Annotated in this window: 12 protein-coding genes; 4 read left to right on the forward strand and 8 right to left on the reverse strand. The window is 29.5% G+C overall.

Annotation, left to right across the window (positions count from 1 at the left end; translation table 11 throughout):
• The first annotated feature begins 288 nt into the window (after window positions 1-288).
• Both OCU47_RS15675 and OCU47_RS15680 read left to right on the forward strand, forming a co-directional pair.
• Window positions 289-888, forward strand: a complete 600-nt coding sequence (locus OCU47_RS15675) for a DUF1700 domain-containing protein (RefSeq protein WP_261829548.1) — start codon at window positions 289-291, stop codon at window positions 886-888.
• A 17-nt stretch (window positions 889-905) separates the two neighbouring features.
• On the forward strand, window positions 906-1,904 hold the full coding sequence (locus OCU47_RS15680) for a DUF4097 family beta strand repeat-containing protein (protein ID WP_261829549.1): 999 nt from the start codon (window positions 906-908) through the stop codon (window positions 1,902-1,904).
• A 118-nt stretch (window positions 1,905-2,022) separates the two neighbouring features.
• Here the strand turns inward: OCU47_RS15680 and OCU47_RS15685 are convergent, their stop codons facing one another.
• From OCU47_RS15685 to OCU47_RS15710, 6 genes are all read right to left on the reverse strand, one after another.
• The gene (locus tag OCU47_RS15685; protein WP_261829550.1) at window positions 2,023-2,559 is read right to left on the reverse strand and encodes a hypothetical protein; all 537 of its coding nucleotides are present in this window, start codon (window positions 2,557-2,559) and stop codon (window positions 2,023-2,025) included.
• A 63-nt stretch (window positions 2,560-2,622) separates the two neighbouring features.
• Window positions 2,623-5,832 carry a DEAD/DEAH box helicase gene (locus tag OCU47_RS15690; RefSeq protein ID WP_261829551.1) on the reverse strand — a complete coding sequence of 1,070 codons (3,210 nt, stop codon included), beginning with the start codon at window positions 5,830-5,832 and terminating at the stop codon, window positions 2,623-2,625.
• 84 nt (window positions 5,833-5,916) lie between these two features.
• A complete protein-coding gene (locus tag OCU47_RS15695; protein ID WP_261829552.1) occupies window positions 5,917-8,823 on the reverse strand; it encodes a helicase C-terminal domain-containing protein in 2,907 nt (968 codons plus the stop codon).
• A 448-nt stretch (window positions 8,824-9,271) separates the two neighbouring features.
• Window positions 9,272-11,044, reverse strand: a complete 1,773-nt coding sequence (locus OCU47_RS15700) for a M3 family oligoendopeptidase (RefSeq protein ID WP_261829553.1) — start codon at window positions 11,042-11,044, stop codon at window positions 9,272-9,274.
• Between the two features lie 144 nt (window positions 11,045-11,188).
• Entirely contained in the window at window positions 11,189-12,058 is an 870-nt protein-coding gene (locus tag OCU47_RS15705) for a hypothetical protein (protein WP_261829554.1), read from the reverse strand.
• Between the two features lie 211 nt (window positions 12,059-12,269).
• Window positions 12,270-13,994 carry a glycoside hydrolase family 13 protein gene (locus tag OCU47_RS15710; protein ID WP_261829555.1) on the reverse strand — a complete coding sequence of 575 codons (1,725 nt, stop codon included), beginning with the start codon at window positions 13,992-13,994 and terminating at the stop codon, window positions 12,270-12,272.
• A 238-nt stretch (window positions 13,995-14,232) separates the two neighbouring features.
• On the opposite strand from OCU47_RS15710, the gene OCU47_RS15715 reads away from it, so the two are divergent.
• A complete protein-coding gene (locus OCU47_RS15715) occupies window positions 14,233-14,913 on the forward strand; it encodes a helix-turn-helix domain-containing protein (protein ID WP_261829556.1) in 681 nt (226 codons plus the stop codon).
• Between the two features lie 162 nt (window positions 14,914-15,075).
• On the opposite strand, the gene aguB is transcribed toward OCU47_RS15715, so the two are convergent.
• Window positions 15,076-15,939, reverse strand: a complete 864-nt coding sequence (gene aguB / locus OCU47_RS15720; RefSeq protein WP_261829557.1) for an N-carbamoylputrescine amidase — start codon at window positions 15,937-15,939, stop codon at window positions 15,076-15,078.
• 159 nt (window positions 15,940-16,098) lie between these two features.
• Window positions 16,099-17,190: an agmatine deiminase gene (aguA, locus tag OCU47_RS15725; protein WP_261829558.1), complete on the reverse strand. Its 1,092-nt coding sequence runs from the start codon at window positions 17,188-17,190 to the stop codon at window positions 16,099-16,101.
• A 410-nt stretch (window positions 17,191-17,600) separates the two neighbouring features.
• On the opposite strand from aguA, the gene OCU47_RS15730 reads away from it, so the two are divergent.
• On the forward strand, window positions 17,601-19,142 hold the full coding sequence (locus OCU47_RS15730) for an ArnT family glycosyltransferase (protein WP_261829559.1): 1,542 nt from the start codon (window positions 17,601-17,603) through the stop codon (window positions 19,140-19,142).
• Window positions 19,143-19,206: the final 64 nt, after the last annotated feature.

The raw sequence follows: 19,206 nt of genomic DNA on the forward strand, positions 1-19,206 counted from the left end.
TGCACAAATATCAACAAGTTGTACACAGTTTTTGTGGATAAGTTGTTGATTCATCTAAATGTTCTATAAAGTTTGATATAAAAACATTTAGATGTTACTTATATCAAATTTTATTAAAATGGTCAAGTTATATACAATACATTTATTAAGATTTTCTTAATACTTAATACTTTCTTAAACATCACATAGTCTATTGTAATGTTTAATATTAATCTAATATAATATTGTTGTGATATGGAATAAGATAGAAATTGCAACGTGAATTTATTTTTAAAGGGGGTTTTTAAGATGAATAAAGAAGAGTTTTTAAATATTATAGCAAATGGCTTAAGTGATTTTCCTGCAAGCGAGCGCTCTGAAATTCTTTATGATTATGAGCAACGCTTTTCTACTGGTTTATCTCAAGGAAAAACAGAGCAAGAAATCATTAATGAATTAGGAGATCCACATTCTATAGTAAAACATTATATAGACACTTATTCAACTAGATTTAGAAAAAAAGGATCATATGAAGATACTAATTACCAAAGCAATACTAGTGTGAAAAGTAAAAGTACTGGTTTCTGGGTATTGGCCATTATTTTATTATTAATTTTAAGTCCAGTTATCTTGGGAGTTGGTTTCGGAATATTAGGATTAGTGGTAGCTTTTGTTGCTATCTGCTTCGCTATAGGAGTTGTTGGTGTAGGTTTTATTGTTTCTGGCTTACTTGGTTTCAATCAAATTATATCTCACTTCTCTAATGTAGATATAAACATACCAGGTTCAGCTCAAGTACTTTTAGGTATTGGCAGTATTTGTCTATGTATTTTATTAATCATTGGAATGATATTTGTTATTAAAGGTTCACTATTTTTAATAAAACAAATCATCAATTTCTTTAGATAACAGGAGGTAATCATACAATGAATTCAAGAAAATCATATAAAAAGCTTGGAATCTTCTCTCTAATTATATTTATAGTAATGATATGCTCATATGTTTCTGCTGCTGTCATTTTAAGGAACTCCAATATCGATATAATAAACTTAATTAATAACGGTCATGGAATAAACTTCAATTTTAATGGTTGGGGAAATTTTCACTCATTAAATCAGTACACTTTTGATGATTCAGAAATTAATAATCTTACTGACTCTGTAAAAGAAAATTTAGATAATATAGATGTTTTATCTGTAGATTTTGTTTCTCCTGACTTAAAGATTGAAAATTGGGATAAAAACTATGTGCAAGTAAACTTAATTGGGGATTCATCAAAAGTTAAACTTTCTAAGTCACTAACAAACAAAACCTTAGATGTTAAAACAAAATTCAAGAAAGGATTATTAAGTAACTTTGGTAATCTTAATTATAAGTTAGAAATTTATTTACCTAATAATTATAATAAAAAGCTAACATTAAACACTCAATCAAGTAATATAAGCCTAAGTAAAAATACATTTAATACTTTAAATATTAACTCTACTTCTGGGGATGTTAAATTAAGTGATATTAGTGCCACTAACTTATCAGTTAAAACTGTTTCTTCAGATGTAATTGCAGATTCAATAAATAGTGTTTCAACTAATATTTCTTCTGTTTCTGGTGAAATTAAAGTTAACGGCAAATTAAAATCCTTTTCTGGAAAATCTGTTTCTGGAGATTTATCCTTAATGTTTAAAAATGATATAAACTCAATTTCATGTAATACAACATCTGGTGAAGTTACAATTAACGCACCAAAAGATTTTTCACCTAACTTAGAAATATCAACTGTTTCTGGTAGTATAGAAAATGACTTAAAATTAAAATCTTCAACTTCCTCAGAGCATAAACTAAATGGCTCATCACTAAACAATATAGATTCAAAAATAGAAGTTAGAACTGTCTCTGGTGATGTAAATCTAAAATATTCCGCTGACTAAATTTAACTCTTCTATGTAGAAAAACAAAGCCTTTATGATTATATAAGCCATAAAGACTTTGTTTTTTATTTCAACTTTTATTTAATATCTAAGTTCTAAATATAATATTTCAGATCATTTATTGTGAACTATTTACCGACTTTACTTGCCTAAATACTTTTCTTTTAATCACTGATTCTAATCTTACAAAAGCATCTTTCGTTGAATAAACTGATTTATATACCAGCCCTTCAGATTCAATATAATCATCCATCCTCATTACTTTCTCTACTATCTTATCCAATACAAAATGCGAATTACAGTCATTAATGTACATACCATAATTTAAATATAATCCATTAAAAATTAATAATTCATCAATTTGAGAAATAGCTTTTCCTCTTAAGATACTATTAGTGATTATAGCAAAAGTATAATTTATTCTTTTTAATTCTACTTTAGTAAAAAATTCTTCTACCTCCTTTGGAACTTCCCATTTTTCCAAAGGAATAATAAACCCAACTCTCTCATAATCAGAAAAGGTTAACTTTTCTTTAGACATCACTTTAGATATGGATTTTATTTCTGTATTGGGTAAAGCTTTTTTTAGCATAGATTTTATATTCGAGCATTCTTTAGATTCACCAAAATAAAAAATAATATTTTGAAATTTCATTCATATACACCCCTTAAAAAGTATATATATATATTAACATTTTTCCTTATTTTGGTAAATAGGCTATAAGTTTATTTCAAATAATTTAACAATATCTTCCTGAGAAAGTTTCAAGAATGAATCTGCTGCTTCTAGCTCATCTCCTAATACTTTTGTTATAAGTTCTTTTTTATCTTCCTGTAACTTTAATATTTTCTCCTCTATTGACCCTTTAGCTACCATTTTTATTACTTCAACTACATTCTTTTGTCCATATCTATGAGCTCTATCTGTAGCTTGATCCTCTACTGCTGGATTCCACCATGGGTCAAAGTGAATAACCATATCCGCAGAAGTTAAGTTTAATCCAGTCCCCCCTGCCTTTAATGATATTAAAAATACAGAGTACTTTCCTTCATTAAATTCATTTACCAACTCCATTCTTTTCTCTGATTTTATACTTCCATCTAAATAGCAATAACTTATTTTATTCTTCTCTAAAGTCTTAGATATATTCTTTAATACTCTTGTAAACTGTGAAAATACAAGTATCCTATGCCCTTCATTTAAGTTAGTATCCAGCAAATCTGCAAGTGCATCTATTTTACCACTTCCACCTTTGTAGCCATCTACTACTACTGATGGATCTAAGCATAATTCTCGCAACTTCGTTAAATAAGAAAAAATCTCTATTTTGTTCTTTTCTAAACTCTTTTCTGAAATATTCTCCTCTATCTTTTCTTTAACGTCCTTAACATATGCAGAATAGACTCTCTTTTGCTTTTCAGTCATTTCTACAACCAATTTTGTTTCTATCTTATCAGGTAACTCTAAAATTACATCCTTTTTGTATCTTCTTAATATAAATGGCTTTATGTGCCTATTAAGTTCTTTTAATGAATTTTCATCATGAGATTTTTTTTCAAAAGTTTCAGTAAATACACCTTTTGAATACAGATATCCTGGCATAATGAAATCAAAAATTGACCATAGTTCTACTAAAGAATTTTCTATAGGAGTTCCAGTTAATGCAAACTTAAGTTTTGCATCTATAAGTTTTGCTGCCTTTGCTGCCTGCGAACCCGGATTTTTAATATTTTGTGCTTCATCTATTATCATCAAATCAAAGTTTAATTCTTTATAAATGTCAATATCTCTTCTAAGTAAATTATAGGTTGTTATTATTACCTCATACTTGTCTTTATTATTTAAAGTTTCTTCTCTTTCTTCTTTATTAGCTGCAACTATTCCTACCTTCAAGCTAGGCGCAAATTTTTCAAACTCATTTTTCCAGTTATAAATTAATGATGTAGGAACAACTATCAGGCTGTTCTTAAAACCTTCAGACAAAATAAACGCTATTGTCTGCACTGTCTTACCAAGTCCCATCTCATCTCCAAGAATCCCACCAAATCCTAAATAAGCTAAGGTTTTAAACCATTTAAAACCTGTAACCTGATATTCTCTAAGCTCTGCATTAAGATTTTGTGGAACACGAAAATCCATCTGATGCAAATCCTTAACCTTGCTAGTTATCTCTTTTACATCCTGCCTACCATCAATAAAATCCATCTCATTATCATCTATATAACTTTCAAGATAAAAGGCCTTGTTATTAGGAACCTCAATAGTACTGTTACTAATCTTAGATGACATTGATAAATTTTCAATTAACGTTAAGAACTCTGCCACTTCTTTATCTGCTAGATCAATGAAATCTTCATTTTTTAACTTATAATATTTTCTATTATCCTTAAACGCCCTCAATATGTTCTTAATTTCAGCTTCACTAATATCTGCAATACTAAAGGTAAAATCTAAATAGCCTCTTTCAGTCTTTTGAATATTAGCCTTAATGGAGTCCATTTTGTGTATTTTGTGATTTCTAAATCTATCAGAATAAAATACTTCGCCTAATTTAAGTAACTTATCAATTCCTTTTGATAAAAATTCAAACTCACCTTCTCCTCTAAGGAAAAACTTGTTATCATCCTTTACAAATCCCAAATCATAAATTTCCGAATTTATATAAGCTTCTTTTTCTAAATCTCTTAAAATCAACATATTGTTAGCTGTAAATTCTTCTGTACCAACTTCATAATTGTTATAAAAAAACTTAGCTTTAAGAATTATACCTCTGTCTCTGTCAAGATAAAATTTAGCCTTTAATTTCTCACTAATAATTCTTTCTTGGATCACTGAATCAATTGCAACTTCATCTGTAACCTGCTTTAATATTGGCACAAGTTTTGTCACAACTGTTTCCAAAGATGAAGCTTTAAACAATAAACTTTTATCTTTTGCAAAAGCTTCATTTATTAACTTATACTGCTCAATTTTATTTTCTTTTGGTATATATAACTTATAATCATATAAATACAATTGACCATAATTTGAAAGTTCTACTGGCATTGATTTCTCAGGTAGAACTTCTATATCTTCTCCCATGTCTACCACAGAAAAAGCTAAAGGTAAGTCTTCTTGAACAATTTCAATTCTATTATGTATCAAATTATTGTATTCAAAATTAATTTTCTCATTACAATATAAAAGTAAGAACTCACCTATCCTACTGTATGGAATTCTTACCGATTTTCCTTTTATGATTTCTGAACTCCTGCTAAATCTTCTATCAATATAGAAGCCTTCTATATCCAACATGCCAATTATAAAATCTATGACTTTCTTGTCTCTATCTGAAAAGTATTGCCTATTAGCATCAAATATAAATTCTTTACCAAATTCTAATCTTTCTCCATGTCTATATGCATCTATAAATTGTAAAACATTTTTTAAGGAGTACTTTTTCTTTTCTCCAATTCTAAACTCTGCAATAAAGGAATTATAAGATTTTACAACCCTGCTGAGCTCTAGGTCTATTTTTACTTTATCATGAGCCTTGCTCTCTAGTTTCTCCAATATAAATTGTGACTTAGAAATCATATTTTGCCTGCCTTGCTCTTCAATCAGCATATTTATAGCATTATATGCAGTAGCCACAACATGTTTGCAAGCATACAAGGACCTCCCCAATTCATTTACTTCCCTGTCAAAATCCTTGCAAGTACATCTAAATTCAGAGAATGCGTTATCTGATAAGTTAATATCAATTTCTGTGTTATACAAATTAAATAAATCTTGTGATATAACTTCCCCTCTAACTATAAAATGATCTTTATATACTCCATATTCAGTTTTTGATACTAGACCTTCTTCAAAATATGCTTTAGCTTTCATGCCACTATTTCTTTTAGCATAAAGCCTTACATTTTTAAGCAATTCTATCTTAATCATTACACACAAACCCCTTAAAATAATTCTTTAAGCATCTGAAAGATGCCCTACTCTTCTGTCTAAATTATATCCATTATAGAACTTTTAAACATTTTTATCGTACATTAGTTTTCTTTTTTCATATTCCTGTTTTAAAGTTAACTGCCTTTCTTCTGGAGTTCTAGCTAGTTTCAATCTATTTCCCACCTCATAAATTATCTTATTATAATTATCCTTCTGCCACATCCTATATCTTCTATTTATGTCATCTTTGATTATATCTGAATCAGCACGTATCACTCTAACCCCGTAAAGTTCTTTCTCCAGATTTCGATTTATGCTGGTTATATTATAAAACTTCGATAATATTATAAAATTGCCATAATCATATTCTGTTCTCATAAGCCTACCATATATCTGCTTTATATCAATAGCTACTATAGGGTAATTTATTATATTGTAATACTTAAAATAATCTAAATCTTCCCTTTGTTTTCTTTTTATTAAAGCTTCATATAACGGCTCTTTACCATTTATATTTGGAACCTTGTCAAGAATTACAGTATTCATAGCATCTCCTGGAATATCAACCCCTTCAAAGAACCCCCTTGAGCCAAGGAAAAAGTATTTTTTATCTCTGTTCTTTAATTTTTGTAAGTCACCTTTCCTTGTTAATATTCTTATGCCCTTTTTTTCAAAATCTGGAGTTACTGCCTTCTCAAAAGCCTTAAGCCTTGCTGTAGAAGTAAATAACATCAATACATTGCCTTTTATATTATCTATAATGTTGAGAATAAAAACACTTGCCTCCTCTGCAAATTCATGTATGTTGGCAGGATCAGCTTTTAAATTCGGTGAATATATAATACTATTTTGTTTATATTTAAATGCAGGTTCAATCTTAGGAATCTCAACAAGACTTTTCTTATTTTCTATACACTTGGTGAAACCTAAAGTCCTCTTAAAATCTTCATAATTGCCTCCAGAAGTTAAAGTAGCTGAAATAAACAATCCACTTTCTAAAGGTTCAACTACCTTTGCATAAAATTCATCCTGTACATCTAAAGGAATATATTTTATCGCCCACCATCTAAATCCTTTATGTACACTATAACTATAGCAGTAATTTTCTCGTTCCTGCTTTATACTGCTATCAATAGTTTCTTTTATAACTTCTAAATTCTTTGCTTTTTCAAGCAAGATTTTCAGTCTTTTATCCTCCTTCAAGGCCTCATTGCATTGTAACTTTTCTATTGCCCTATTTACTTCTATACTAAATAAAGTTAAATGCTGCAAAAATTCTTGAAGTGCTTTCTTCACGATATTAAATCTATTATCTTGTAAGTTTATACTTTCATTGATATCATAGATTTCCTCTTCATCCTTTTTATCTTTTCTCTTCAATTTAATAAAATCTCTAAAAGATTCAGTAACCATATCTACTGCCTTGTTAAGATTTCTAGAATATACTGATACATTCTTTTCATCTACAATGTCTCTATATTTCTTAGCTAAATATAACAAATATCCACTCTTACTTTCTTTAGAATAAATTTCTCTTATGGTTTTAGCTATTTCTGAAGATATTACCTCACTTTGAAAAGCTGCGTAAGCTTCCATTTTTAAGTTATGTGCCTCATCTGCTATGAGGTTTTTTATTTCTACTTCAGTACCATATGGCCATTTTAATAACAAAGAATGATTAACAATTATTATGTTAGCTTCTTTAAGCTTATCAACCTCTCTTGCATAATAACATTGCTCTTTATAATCACAACTCTTTACATCACAATATTCTGATTCACAGGTACATTCATCTAAAAAACTGTCTATATTAAATGTAGTTCTCACCCAATGATTTATCTCTTCTACATCCCCAAGCTTTTTGGTGAATATATATCTATATAAATATACATACCCTAGCCTATCTCTTAAACTTTCTGGCTTATCCATAAGCTTAAATCTATCACCGCAAAGATAATTACACTTTCCTTTTATACTCATAAAATTAATATTATTTTGAAGGGATATTATATCAAGCAGATTAGGTATATCCTTCTCTACAAGTTGATTTTGTAACCCCTTAGTATTTGTAGATATTATTATTTTGCTTCCTGTCTTATACGAATAAATCACTGCTGGTAGCAAGTAAGCCATACTTTTCCCTATACCTGTTGGTGCTTCAATTAATGTAATTTTTCCATCTTCAAAACCTTCTCTTATTTTTTCAGAAACTTGTATCTGCTGCTCTCTAATACTGTAACTTTTTCCTGTTCTCTGCCACAGCTTTTCATCTCTAAATAATTCCTCATATTTATCATAGTTCACAGGAATTATTGGCACTAGATCTCTCTCCATTAAAGGCCTTTCATATAAAGTTACAGCTTTGGGAGCTATATATTTATACCAATTCCAATCATCCACTTCAGTAAATTCATATGGCATTACCAAACTTGACTCAAGCCATAACTCCTCAATGATCTTTTGCACAACAATAGCTAAGCTCCTTGCATCCTCAAGAGCTCTGTGTTTTTCACCCTCGTTATTAGCTACATATTCCTTTATTAAAAAATCTAGAGTATATTCTTTTAATGATGGATTTACAATAACAGCAAGTTCCTTTGAACTCAATATTTCATTATTTATATTAAGCTCCAAAGCTGCTGCATATGTTTTCAAAAAGTTTCCTTCTGCTTCTGCATTATGAAGCACTATAGGTAATCCCTCTATGAATTCTAAAAACCTTGGTAACACTTCTTTAATTGTTTCAGAATTCTTAAGTCTTTCTTCATCTATGCCTTCACACAAATCCAATATATTTACTGGTAACTTTTTTCTTGGATTAACAAAAGCATGAAACTCTGAATACTTTTCACCCTTAAATTTTACAGCACCTATTTCGATTATTCTCTCCCACTTAATAGGATCGCATTCTTTAAGGGTTAAATCGCTGCCTGTAGTTTCTATATGCACATATATTAAATTGTCTGCAAAGCTAGTAACCTTATCCATATTCATACCTCTAATTTTTTTATCCATTCTTATATTTTATTCTATTTCAAGCAATTTTAAAAGCAACTTATTAATCCATACAAGATTTATATATATGTTATATTAAATATTCTCTCTTACTTCTTCATAACTTTAGCTTTAATAAACAACATTTCTTAGATTTTGCATATAATCAAGTAATTTATATCATGGAAATCCACCTAACTCAAAGTTCTTACTACTCCACCAACTATATCATCTAGCCAAAAAAAGATAGTAACCTTCAAATTTGATGAAAGTTACTATCCTATAGTTTTATCTTGTACAAGTATGTATAGAAGTATTCCACTTAAATGTTGGTGACAAATTACGACCTATTGTTTTAAAATACACTATAATTCTACCAACATTCTTATGGAATAGTCCCATACAGTTTCATAAAACATATTACCTACTTAGTTCTATATATTTACTTGCTCAATTCTATAAATCTTTCAATATCTTCTTCTACAGTCTTCAATGACCCTCTCCAGAAGTTCACATCATGAATATCTATTCCCATAACCTTAGTTACATCTGCAATTTTGTTCTTTCCTGTAATTGAAAGTAAGTTTTCGTAAGCCTTAGTGAACTCTTTGCCTCTCTTCAAATATTCTGCATAAAGTCCCTTTGCAAATAAAAGTCCAAAAGCATATGGGAAGTTGTAGAAGTTAGAACTTGCATAATAATAATGAGGTTTCCAAGTCCACATATATGGATGTAAGAAGTTTGGATCTAACCCATCTCCATAAGCTTCTTTTTGAGCATTTAGCATACATTCTTTTATTTCTTCTACAGTTAAAGCTGACTCTCTTCTCTTTTCAAAGATTGACTTTTCAAATAAGAATCTTGAGTATATATCAACTATTACTTGATTGCAATCTGAAATTTCAGTTTCAAGAATAGCAAGTGCTTCTTCTTTGCCTGCTTCTTTTATAGCAGCTTTTTTAATTATAGTTTCACAGAAAGTTGAAGCAGTTTCTGCTATTGGCATTGGATAATCTGAATTTAGTATAGCTTCATTCTTTAAACATTCTCCGTGGAATCCATGACCTAATTCATGAGCCATAGTTACAACGTCACTAAAAGCATCTCCATAATTTAATAAGAATCTACTTTCACCTATCATATGAAGATTTGAACAGAATGCTCCTCCAACTTTACCTTCCTTAGGTTTTACATCTATCCAGCTATTTTCTACTGCTTTTTTTGCAAAGTCAGCAAGATTATCACTGAAAGTTCTAAAATTCTTTTCTACGAATTTTGTTCCTTCTTCATAGGTAAATTTCATATCAGCTTCGCAAACTGGTGCATACATTTCATAGAATGGAAGCCCATTGTTATATCCTAATATTTCAGCCTTTCTTCTTAAATACTTTCTGAATGCTGGCAAACTTTCTTTCATTGCTGTTAACATAGCTTCAAGGGACTCTTCATCCATTCTTGAACCCTTAAGAGTCATTTCTAATGGTGATTTATATCCTCTTAATTCACAAACTGTTAAGACTTCACCTTTAATTCCATTAAGTGCAGCAGCAACACCTTCTTCAACTTTTGGATATGCTGCTATTTCTGCTTCATAAGCCTTCTTTCTTACCTCACCATTCTTATCATAAGCCATGTTAAGTACTACCGTAAGAGGTAATTGCTTCATTTCTCCATCTTGCTCTATATCCACCTTTAATGTAGATATCAAATTATTCTTTAATTTACTCCAAGCGTTAGAACCTGTATTTTGCATCTTAGAGATAATTGCTTCTTCTTTTTCACTAAGTAAATATTGACTCTTTTCAACAACTTCTTGTAGTAAAAATTTGTGTTCTTTAAGTAATTCAGATTTTTCAATTTTATCATTTAAATCTGCTATCTCACTTATCCACTTTTCAATCTTTGTAGAAGCACCTACAGTTAAAGTATTCTTTTGATTTAGAATATCTGAATATTTTAATGCAGTAGCATTTTTTGTATCTGTGCTTAAGTTAAGACTTACATAAGAATACAATCTCTCTATAAGCTCAACAAAACGTGAAAATTTATTGATGTACTCTTCTAATTTATTAACTTCATTTTCATGATCCTTAACTGTAGAATCTGCCCATAAGTTAATATCATTTATGACTTCATCCAATTTCTTAAGATCATTCTTAAATTCATCACACTCAAATGACTTATATAGCGCATCTAAGTTCCAATTTAACTCCATATATTTTGCCCCCTAATATTTTTTATATCATTATAACACAAAAAGAACTATTTTATCCTAGAAATTCCTTTCTAACTTAAAATAGTTCTTTTATCATAAAATCTATAGATTCTACTAGACATTACGCTTAAACTTACATCTACTTTACTTATTAATTAATATATCAACAATACCATTATCTAGTTCTATAGTCTTTCTATTAGCAACAACTTCATCAGCACTGTTTCCTTTAACAGAATATTGTTTAACTAAAATTTGGCCCTTTTTGCATTCTGGACAATAAGTAAGTTCTACATTAAAAAAGGTTTCTCTACCATTCTTCTTTCTTTTCTTAGCAACAAGTTCTTTTAACCTTTGTGGATTCTTTAAGGCATCATCTAAAGCATCCATTTCTTCATCGTAATTTGAAGCAAGAAAGAAAAATAACTTCTTTGTCTTATAATAGACATTGCAAGTCTCACAGAATTTATTGTTGGATAAAGATGTTTTTACACAAATGGCTGCTGCTATCATTATAAGAATCAATTCAGCAAAGAACTCTATATAATTAATAGTTCCTCTTGTATCAACATCAAATTTATGTCCTCCTTTAAGAGTTATTGTAGATTGGGCATTATCCAAAGAATCTTTTACATAAGTAAAATAAGTATAATGCTCTATCTTGCCATTCTCTTGGTAAACAAGATCTCTTAATGGCATTCCTTCAAATTTTCGATTAAGTTCATTGGTATTATTACTAATGTATGTAGTTTCATATTCCATATAACTTATTCCAAAGAAAGTAATAAGACCTATTAAGGCAGCAACCAAACAATAAGATTTTTTGAATCGCTTTCTGCTTTTTTTAATTCCAACTGACAACATCCATCCCAAAAACATACCTATTATTATTGCTCCAACTGGTAGAACACCAAAAAAAGTAAACCCTAATACAGAAAAATTAGCATAAGCTGATAATAGGTACTCTTCAACTATAACCAAGATTGTTGCTAAAACACCAAAAATAATAAACATATTATTTCCCCCTTTTGTAAATAATACTAATACATTTTTTAATATCGTGCACCAACTACATTTCTTAACAATTTTTTTTGATACAGCAAGAGTTTTATTAAATTAACCATTAAACCAAGTGATAGTTCTTTGTTTTATTCACTGATATTAATTTTTTGTTATAAAAAAGAAACCTCAAATTTTATTTTTGAGATTTCTTAAAATTTATTATCTACTTTTTTAATATTTTAAATTGCATAGGCTCTAAATCTATACAATTATCATAACAATGATTATTTTCTGCAAGTAGATCTTTATATTCTCCTTGTAAATTAACTTCTACTGTTTTTCTTCCGTAATTATTATTTATAGCAACTACTATTTTTTCATTTCCTAATACTCTTTCAAAAATAATCACATTGTCTTTACAAACTAAGTTTTTATATTCTCCATATACTAGTACAGGATTTTCTTTTCTTATTTTTATTAAATTCTTATATAGGTTAAAGAAGTCTTTATTCTGTTTACTTTCATCCCATATCATACATTTTCTTGATTGAGGATCATGGCCCCCCTCAAGGCCTATCTCATCCCCATAATATACATATGGAACTCCAACATAAGTGAATTGAAATGCTATTGCAAGCTCCATTCTTTCAATATTACTATCACATTCAGTTAAAAATCTAGCAGTATCATGACTGTCAAACAAATTCCACATTTGTCTAGTTATACTATCCATATAAATACATCTATTTACAGATAATATATCATCAAACTTCTCTGCACTAATACTTCTTTTTGCAAAAAAGTCTGTCATTGCTCCTTTAAACGGATAATTCATTATACTATCTAACTGATCTCCTTTTAGGAAAGAACTTGCTTCATGCATTATTTCTCCTACAACTATGGCCTTTGGATTGCACTCTTTTACTGCCTTTCTGAAAGCTCTCCAAAAATCATGATCAACTTCGTCGCATACATCCAATCTCCAACCATCTATTCCTATTTCCTTAACCCAATACTGTGCAACCTTCAATAAGTATTCTTTTACTTCTGGGTTTGCTGTATTAAACTTAGGCATTTCAGAAACGTGATTAGCAAAGGTATAATAATTCACCTTGTTAGTATCCACAGGGAACTCATCTACAAAATACCAATCCTTATATTTAGAATTTTCTCCATTCTTTATTACATCTTTAAATGCAAAGAAATCGCTACCTGAATGATTAAAAACCGCATCAAAAACTATTCTAATATTTTTTTCATGACATCTCTTCACAAGTTCTCTTGCTGTATCTAACGTACCAAATTGAGGATCTATTTGAAAGTAATCCATGGTGTTATATTTGTGGTTTGAAGTAGATTTAAAAATAGGTGTCAAATAAATTAAATCTACACCAAGTTCTTCTATATAATCTAATTTATTAATTATTCCTTGTAAGTCTCCTCCAAACATAGATTTAGGTGTTACTTCTCCCCCCCAAGGAAGTGTATTCGGTAAATCGTTAGTTTTGTCTCCATTCTCAAATCTATCTACAAATATTTGATAAACAACTGCTTCTTGAAGCCATTTTTCTTCTTTATATAAATCGGCTTCTGTTATATAGGGATATTGAAATGCTGTGGCCTCTTTAATTTTAATATTATCTGTTCTGAAGCCTCTATCATCTAAAAAAATTATATTTCCTTCATAATCTTCTAATTCAAAAAAATATCTATATCTATTTCTGTCCACAGATATATCTGTTTCATAAAAATCAAATAATTCTGTATTAACTACAACTTTCATCTCTTTAACATCAAAATCTGTAGTCCAATTATATCTATCTTTATAGTGAACTTTACAGCTCTTTATATCATTTCTAGCTACTCTTAATCTTACTTGTAAAGTATCTATATCTTTGCCATATGCATAAGGGACATCTGTAACATGGTATACTGCGTATTTATTCATAACAATACCTCCGATATATCATTATTCTTTTTTATAAAGGGTTGCAACTCTTAGGCATATTATAGCAACTACTTTATTGAGCATTTTGTTCATAATTATTTTATTTTGTTTATAATTCATGTAAAATAATATTATGATAACTTTTTCTCCTACTTAATTTAAACGATTAATGTATTAATTTTATTAGAGGTGTATTAATTTTATTAGAGGTGTATTAAATTTATATGAGGTGTTGCTTATGTACGATGTATTTGTTTCTGATTATTACTTTTTTTCTAATGATGTGTCTTTTTTGTTTGAAACAAAAAACAAAGATGGACTACTCAAATTAATAAAACATAAACACTGTGAAGAACTACAAGACAATATTCCGATAATTACAAAAAGAAATGACCTATTGATGTGGAATGTTGTATTCGCCAGAGGAATAATAAAAAAAGGGGCTACAAAACAATATCTACATACTATATATAATAAGTTTTATAAGGCAATATTATTAGCCAATACAATAGACGCATTACAAAAACTAGAACTAGATATTGCCACTGCTTATATAGATATATTACTTGATTTTGTAGAAGTTACAGATAACCTTATAATAAACAAAATTATTGGCTACCTATATGTAAATATCGAGAGTTCTCCTACCTTGGCAGATATTGCGAAAGCTCTAAATAGTTCTGTTGGATATTTATCTAGCTGCTTTAAGAAAACCACTGGCGTATCAATAATGGAATATTTCAAGAGAATAAAAATTGACAGAGCTAAAGCTCTATTAGTTAGTACAGAAAAAAGCATTCTAGAAATTTCAACTCTTCTTGGATTTTGTGACCAAGCTAATTTCAGTAGAAACTTTAAAAAAATAGTAGGAGTAACACCTACTAAATATAGAAATGATTTATCTTCACAAAAACCATAATAAACTCTATCCTTTTAGGATTAGCGTATTTCCAAACTATAGGAAACTTACTTTTGAATTAATAAAAACTTAATCTATGAAAATTAAACAAAAAAAGGGTTATGCATTTTATTTTTACTAATGCAATAACCCTTTATATTAATATGTTTTATAGAAATCAAACTATTTACTTGAATCTAAAGACATTATTGGACCATACATTTCTGGTCTTCTATCTCTGTAAACTCCCCAACTACGACGCATTTCTCTTATATCATCTAAATCAAATTCAGCAACTAAAACTGTTTGATTTTCTCTATCTGCTTGAGTAACAATTCCTCCTGTTTGATCTGCAATAAAAGATGTTCCATAGAAGGTCATAGAAGTTTCATCAGTTTCAGTTCCTATACGGTTTGATGCTACTAATGGCATAATATTCGCTGCAGCATGACCTTGCATACACCTTTGCCAATGAGGTTGTGAATCTATATCTAAAATTGGTTCAGAACCTATAGCTGTTGGATAAAATAAAATTTCTGCTCCTAGTAATGCCATACATCTTGCTGATTCTGGGAACCATTGATCCCAACATATACCTACACCTATTGTGCCAAATGCTGTGTTCCATACTTTAAATCCAGTATCTCCTGGTGAGAAATAAAACTTTTCTTCATAACAGTGACCATCTGGAATATGAGTCTTACGATATGTACCTAAAACTGTTCCATCTGCATCTATGATTGCAATACTATTGAAAGCTACATTTCCTGCTCTCTCAAAAAAGCTTATTGGTAAAACTACATTAAGTTCCTTAGCTAAAACTTTAAAATGGTTTATTGCTTTATTATCCTCAACACTCTTAGCTAAATCTAAATACTCATATTTTTCTTTTTGGCAAAAGTATGGTGTTTCAAATAATTCTTGAAGAAGTATGATGTTAGCACCTTTTTGTGCTGCTTCTCTCACCATTTCTTCTGCTTTTTTTATATTTTCATCTATGTCCCAAGAACAAGACATCTGAGTTGCTGCTACTTTCACTTTTCTCATTATGCAAATTCCTCCTAAGATAATCTATTTTTTAATTATTTATTGTGATTTCTCATTTAAATATCTAAAATCACATGATATAAACACATGCCATAATAGGAATCTATTAATGTGCTCATAATTTTTATAAGTCAAATTGTATTTTTAACCCTTAACCTATTATACTGGTTGTTGTTGAGTGATACAATGGATGTTTCCACCACCAAGTAAGATTTCTCTTGCATATATTGGCACAACTTCTCTATCCTGATATAACTTCTTCATTAATTCTACTGCCTTTTCATCGTTTGGATCACCAAATACAGGCATTACTACTCCACCATTAGCTACATAGTAGTTTACATATGATGCTGCTAGTCTGTCCCCAGGCATTCTAGGTTGAGTACCTACAACCTGATCTACACCATTGCTTTCTTCTACTGATATGCATATTGGTGATGGTAAATACATTTTGTGTATCTCAAGAGTACGTCCTTTTGCATCCGTAGTATTGCTTAATATATCATAACAACTTTTAGAAAGCTCATACTGTGGATCAGTTTCATCATCTGTCCATGCTAGTACTACAACTCCTGGTCTTACAAATGTACATACATTATCTACATGCTCATTAGTTTCATCAAGATATATACCTCTTTCAAGCCATATAACCTTATCTACATTAAGATATTCCATTAATACTTCTTCAATTTCTTGTTTTGTCATTGATGGATTTCTACCTGCACTTAAAAGACATGCTTCTGTCACCATAGCAGTACCTTCTCCGTCTACGTGGATAGAACCACCCTCAAGTACAAAACTTTCTAATCTATATCTATCTTTTCTTTCTATATCACAAATCTTGCCTGCAACCTTATCATCTTGATCCCAAGGGAAGTATAAACCATCTACAAGTCCTCCCCATGCATTAAATCTCCAATCTACTCCTCTAACTTCACCTGCATCATTTTTTACAAAGGTTGGTCCTGAATCTCTAACCCATGAATCATTATTTGAAATTTCTACAACTCTTATGTGATCTGGAAGCATACTTCTAGCATTATCATATTGTGCTCCACTAACGCACATAGTAAGTGGCTCAAATTTTGATATAGCAGTGGCTACCTCCACAAAAACTCTTTGAGCATACTTTCCACCATAACGCCAGTTATCAGAACGTTCAGGCCATACCATCCAGCAACCAGCATGTGGTTCGAATTCTCCTGGCATTCTGAAGCCATCTTTTCTAGGCGTACTATTAATTATTTTCATCTACCATTCCACCTTTGCTTACCATTTTGTCTATATCTAAACATATTATATCTATATTATTATACATAAACAATAGTATTTTATTAGTATGACGAATCTTGATGAATTCGATACTAATAAATACTTTAATTAGTAATTATCTATAAATACTTTTACAGGTATTGGTTTAATAGATTTAGAACTATCTACTATATATGATATAATAATGTGGTTGCATAAAAGTTCATTTCTTATAAAGATTCATGACTAATGAGTTTTATACAATCCATAAGACATCTAATAATTTCAAAATACTGCAAGTACTTTTGAGAATAACAATATCAATTATGAACTTATTTTTGTCAATAATCTAAGTAGAAACATAACACTTTTTATTTTTTTTAAATACGCTTTAATAAAGGAGAGCAAACATGATTAGAAATATTAAAACAACCATGCCCAACCTTTTTCAAAAGTATTATTTCATATTATTACTAGGAATTTTAGTATTAGCATGTTTTAATATCTTTGCAAATCTTAATTCTTATCCAATAGCAGATTGGGATGAAGCAAGACATGGAGTCAATGCATATGAAATGTTGCACAATAAAAACTATATAGTTAATACATATAATTATAAAACTGATTACTATAATTTAAAACCATCTCTAAGTTATTGGCTTATAATGCTTGGCTATAAGCTTGTAGGATTTTCTCCTCTTGGGCTTAGACTATACTCAGCAGTATCAGCACTACTAACAATTATACTTGTTGCTTTATTTGTGAAGAAAAAACATGGTAAAATTGCGTGTATTATTTCAACAGCAGTTTTAGCTACCACATCACAATATTTACTTTCCCATTGTGCTAGAACTGGCGATGCTGATAGTGTCTATATTTTATTATTTACAATTGCAATGATATCTATGGCTAAAATCGAAGATAACATTAATTGGATCTATTTATCCGGCCTATCTTTTTCCCTAGCTTTTTTAGCAAAAAGCTGGCATGCGTTTGCTATAGTAGCCATAGGTGGATTATATCTATTATTCAGTAAATATATATTTAAATTAAAACTTAAGCAGTGGTTACTTTTCATAGCATCATCTATTTTACCTATTGGTCTTTGGGCCATATTTAGATATGCCAAAGACGGCACTAAGTTTTTTACAGAAATGATACAGTATGACTTATTCGCTCGATCTGCTACTCCTTTAGAAGGCCACACTGGTACTGTATTATACTATTTTGATGTTATTGAAAATTATTATTCTTATTGGCTTATTATATTATTTGGAGTTTTTATAGGATATTTAACTCTCTCTAATAAAAATAATAAGAAAAAAATATCTGGCTATACATTAACTATGTTATTATGGATTCTAGTCCCATTTGTAGCCTTTTCTATAGCTAAAACAAAACTTTCATGGTATATAATACCCATATACCCAGCTTTAGCTATATGCATTGGTGCTTTCTCAAAAAAAATAATAACAGATTTGAATAAAAATAATATTGTTCAATTTGTGCTATTATTTAGTTTATTGCTAAGTTTAGGATTAAATGAAAGAGTCATTTATCTAGGAATTAGATCTCCTCATGTAGACGGAAGTCAAAGTCCCATAAAACAGCTTAGTGATTTACCTGAATACAATGGTCTAGATGCTTACATATCATATAGTGCTCAGAATACTATTAAAAAGCTTAAATCTTTCCCTGAATACAATGGTGTAAATGCGTATACTTTGTGCGGTACATACGGTGGTTCTGAATTCTGGGATCAAAGTCAGTTTTTAGCTGCAGAATTATACAGAAACTTAAAACCTGTAAATGGTGGCGTTAAAGCATTTATTAACGATACAAATAAATCTATCTTAATAGTTCCCAAAAATGCCAACACTGATAAGATAATAAAAGATAATAACTTAAAAATTATAATAAAAACAGACTCTAACTTAATATTAACAAAATAAAAAATCAAAACCTACAAGAACTGAATTCTTGTAGGTTCTGATTTTTATTCTTTTAATTGAGTAT

The organism is Clostridium sp. TW13 (assembly GCF_024345225.1).
Lineage (GTDB): Bacteria > Bacillota > Clostridia > Clostridiales > Clostridiaceae > Inconstantimicrobium > Inconstantimicrobium mannanitabidum.